This window comes from Rathayibacter rubneri (assembly GCF_023743255.1).
Taxonomy (GTDB): domain Bacteria; phylum Actinomycetota; class Actinomycetes; order Actinomycetales; family Microbacteriaceae; genus Rathayibacter; species Rathayibacter rubneri.
The window spans coordinates 1-3504 of the sequence record NZ_JAMRYM010000171.1; the positions used below are offsets into that span (position 1 = coordinate 1).

Genomic DNA, 3504 nt, shown 5'->3' on the forward strand with positions numbered 1-3504 from the left:
GGCGTCGCGGTCGGCTCAGGCGTCGCGGTGGGCTCGGCGGTGGGCTCGGGCGTCGCCGTCGGCTCGACCGTGGGCTCCGGGGTCGCCGGGGGCTCGACGGTCGGCTCAGGCGTCGCGGTCGGCTCAGGCGTCGCGGTCGGTTCAGGCGTCGCGGGCAGCTCGACCGCCGCGCCCTCCGGCACGACGGAGAGCAGGGCGCGCGCCACGTCGCTGAACGCGCCGACCGGGTGGTTGCGGAAGACCGGCGAGGTGCCGAAGAGGAACGCCTCGGTTCCCGACTCCGTCGCGAACGACACGGCGGACGCCTGTCCGGCCGCGTCGGTGCGCGACGCGCCCTCGCTGTCGGTCCAGTGACCGGCCACGAAGTCGCCGTAGGTCTGCTCGACCGCGACGCTCGCGTCGAGGTCCGAGAACCACATCGCGGGCGAGACGAACGCCGTGTCCTGCGGGTAGTCGCCGAGGACGCCGCCCTCGGGGGTCTCGACCGACACGATGCCGTTCGAGCCGCCGGTGGCGGTGGTGGCGGTGAGCTGCGCGAGGGCGAAGTCGGTCGCGAACGACGCGCCCGCGGCTCCGCGGCCCACGACGTCGCCGCCCGCGGCCAGGAACTCCTCGACCGCGGTGCGGCCCGCGGCCTGCTCCGGAGTGAAGGAGAGCGCGCGACCGAGCAGCAGCACGTCGGCGTCGGCGAGGGTCGCCTCCCCCGTGGTCAGCGTCTCGGCGTCCACGGCGACCGCGTCGGCGAAGCCGAGCTTGGCGAGGGCGTCGCGGTCCTCGTGGGAGCCGGAGTAGGCGACGCGCACGGGCGCGAGCGCGGTGCCCTCCTCGTCGCGGACCCGCTCGGCGGTGGTCGCGGTGAAGTCGACGCCGAAGACCGACGCCGCCTCCTCGGCCGCTGCCAGGCCCGCGTCATCGGCGCGGAGGGCGATCGTGCCGTCCTCGAACTGCTCGAGCGCGACGCCGTCGGCCAGCAGCGCGTTCACGGCCTGGTACTCCAGCACGCCGCGCGGCTCGAAGGCGAGGTAGTCGGCTCCGCTCGGGACGGCGCCGGAGGGGACGACCTCGGTGACGGCCTCGACGGGGACGTCCGGGAGGACGTCGGTGGTCGATCCGAGCGCCTGGACGTCGGCTCCCCAGAGCAGCGCGAGGCTCCAGGCCGACACGTCGTACATCTCGGGCACGCGGCTCGAGATGTCGGTGCCGTCGGCGAGCAGGACGTTGGCGAGGCCTCGCACGCTCTGGTGCATGTCGACGAGGTAGGTGCCCGCCGCGTAGGTGCGGCCCTCGACGGTCATCTCGGAGGTGGTGCGGCCGACCTCGACGCCGTGCGCGAGGAGCTGCGCGACGAGGGTCTCGGCGTCGGACGTCGAGCGCTGGGTGCCGTCGACCGGGATCGCGTAGGCACGCGGGTACTCGGTCGTGTACACGTCGGTCTCGTCCCAGATCTCGGTCCACTCGGTCGGCGTGCCGGCCGGGAGGTCGGACGGGGCGACGTCGGCGGGGATCTCGACGGCGGGGGCGCCGGTGACGCCCCGCTCGAAGATCGCGACCTGGTTGGTCAGCAGCGCGTCGCGGTTCGCCTCGATGTAGTCGACGGTCGCGTCCATCACGATGTCGGCGACCTCGATGTCGATGTCCGCGTTGGCCTGGTGCTGCGCCACGTCGTCCGTGCGCCCGAGGGGCAGCTCGACCGTGTTCGTGATCGCTCCCTGGAAGGCGACGTACTGCGGGGCGAAGATCGGGGGCCAGTCGTCCCAGCCCGCGCGGATGTCGCGGTAGGGGATGAGGATCTTGCCGGTGTTCTCCTCCGTCGCGCTGCCGTCGGCCGCGAGGTAGGTGTTGCCGGGCACGTCCGCCTCGACGACGCGGCGCTCGATCTCGAGCGCGGTGGCGTACGCGTGCGGCAGGAAGAGGTCGTACTCGTAGTTCTCGCCGTGGGGCGGGCCGCACGGCTCGACCTGCAGGATGCCGGTGTAGCCATGGATGTCGATGAAGTACGTGGGCTGCAGAACGCTCGAGAGGTCGCGGATGACGGCCGACTCGTTCGTCGCGCCGGTGATCATGTCGCGGTTCGGGTCGTAGCCGGTGGCGACGGCCCGCTGGCCGAGCGCGCGTCCGTCGGGGTTGTTGGTCACCGTGAAGTAGAGGCGGTTCCCGGCGAGGAGCTCCTCGGTCTCGGCGTCCTCGGCGGTGGCGAGGCGCTCGATGTAGTTAAGGATCGCGTCGGTGCCCTCCCACTCGTTGCCGTGGATGTTGCCGTTGAACCAGGTCGGCACCTTGTAGCCGGCCATCAGCTCGGCGTCGGCCTTCGCGCTCGCGGGGTCGTACTTGAGCCGGTCGCGCCACTGCTCCTGCTGCGCGGTCTCGGCCGCGGTCTCGGGAGCGGTCAGAGTGACCAGGTAGATGTCGCGCCCGAGGGCGGACTGCCCGACGACCTGCGTCGAGACGCGGTCGGAGCTCTCGGCGAGGTCGTTGAGCATCGGCGCGATGGCGTCGTAGGGCGTGACTCCGCGGACCAGCGAGGCGTCGGTCGGATCGACCGGCACCTCCGTCAGCGGGGTCCGCACCGGGTACGACTCGGGCTCGACGAGCGAGGCCGGAGCGGCGGCCGGGCGGACGAGGTCCACGCGGCTGTAGTCGGTGGCGGTCGAGGTGCTGCCGGGCAGCGTGGTGGCCGTCGCGGCGGGCGCGACCAGGAGTCCGCCGGAGGCGAGCGCGAGCGCGGCGCAACCGGAGACGAGGGCGGTACGTATTCTCAAGCGGAGTTCTTCCCGTGTCGGAGTGGATCGGTGAGGTGGCGCGGAGAGGTGCAGGGGCTCTCGCTCACCCGTTCGACTTCGTCGACCTCGGAATGGCGTGTGAACCCTCTCAGGAACCTAGGTGAGTCGTGTTTCGAGCGCGTGTCGCGCGCCGAAACATGATCGACACACGGCGGGTAGTGGGTGGTGAGCGGGGCGGGGCCGGGGTTGCGGCGGTGGGCGGACGGGTCTCGATACGCCGCTGCGCGGCTACTCGACCAGCAGGAACGTCGACGGGCGGCGGCTCGAGCAGCACGAGCACCGACGCGCGCCTCTCGGCCAGCACGAGCCACGAAGGGAAGCGATCCGAGCAGGGAGAGCGCCGACCGGCGGCGGACCGACCAGCAGAAACAGCGGTGCATGGCTGCTCGAGCAGCACGCGCATCGACGCGCGGTTGACCCGCCTGGCGGGACCGCGGATGCGTGGGTACTCGGCCGGCGGGAATGCGGATGCGCGGGTACTCGGCCGGCGGGAACGTGCATGCGCGGCTGCTCGAGCAGCAGGGACGTCGAGGCGCGGCTGCTCGTTCGGCAGGAAGCGCGGAGCGTCGATGGAGGGCTCGATCGGGGTGGGCTTCCTCTCCAGCAGAAGGCGCGAATGCTGTCTCGAGAGCACTCGGTCGGGACTCGGGCGGCTCCGATCAGAACGGGGGCGGATCCGTGAAGCGCGGGCGAGCGGGCCGGTCGGCGACGGGCGGGAGGAGGG

1 protein-coding gene is annotated in these 3504 nt (G+C 72.4%); it reads right to left on the reverse strand.

Annotated features, from left to right (window positions below; all coding sequences use genetic code 11):
* Window positions 1–2759, reverse strand: a 2759-nt coding sequence (locus NB037_RS18930; protein WP_251948531.1) for a M14 family zinc carboxypeptidase, incomplete at its 3' end; no start/stop codon positions are given.
* Window positions 2760–3504: the final 745 nt, after the last annotated feature.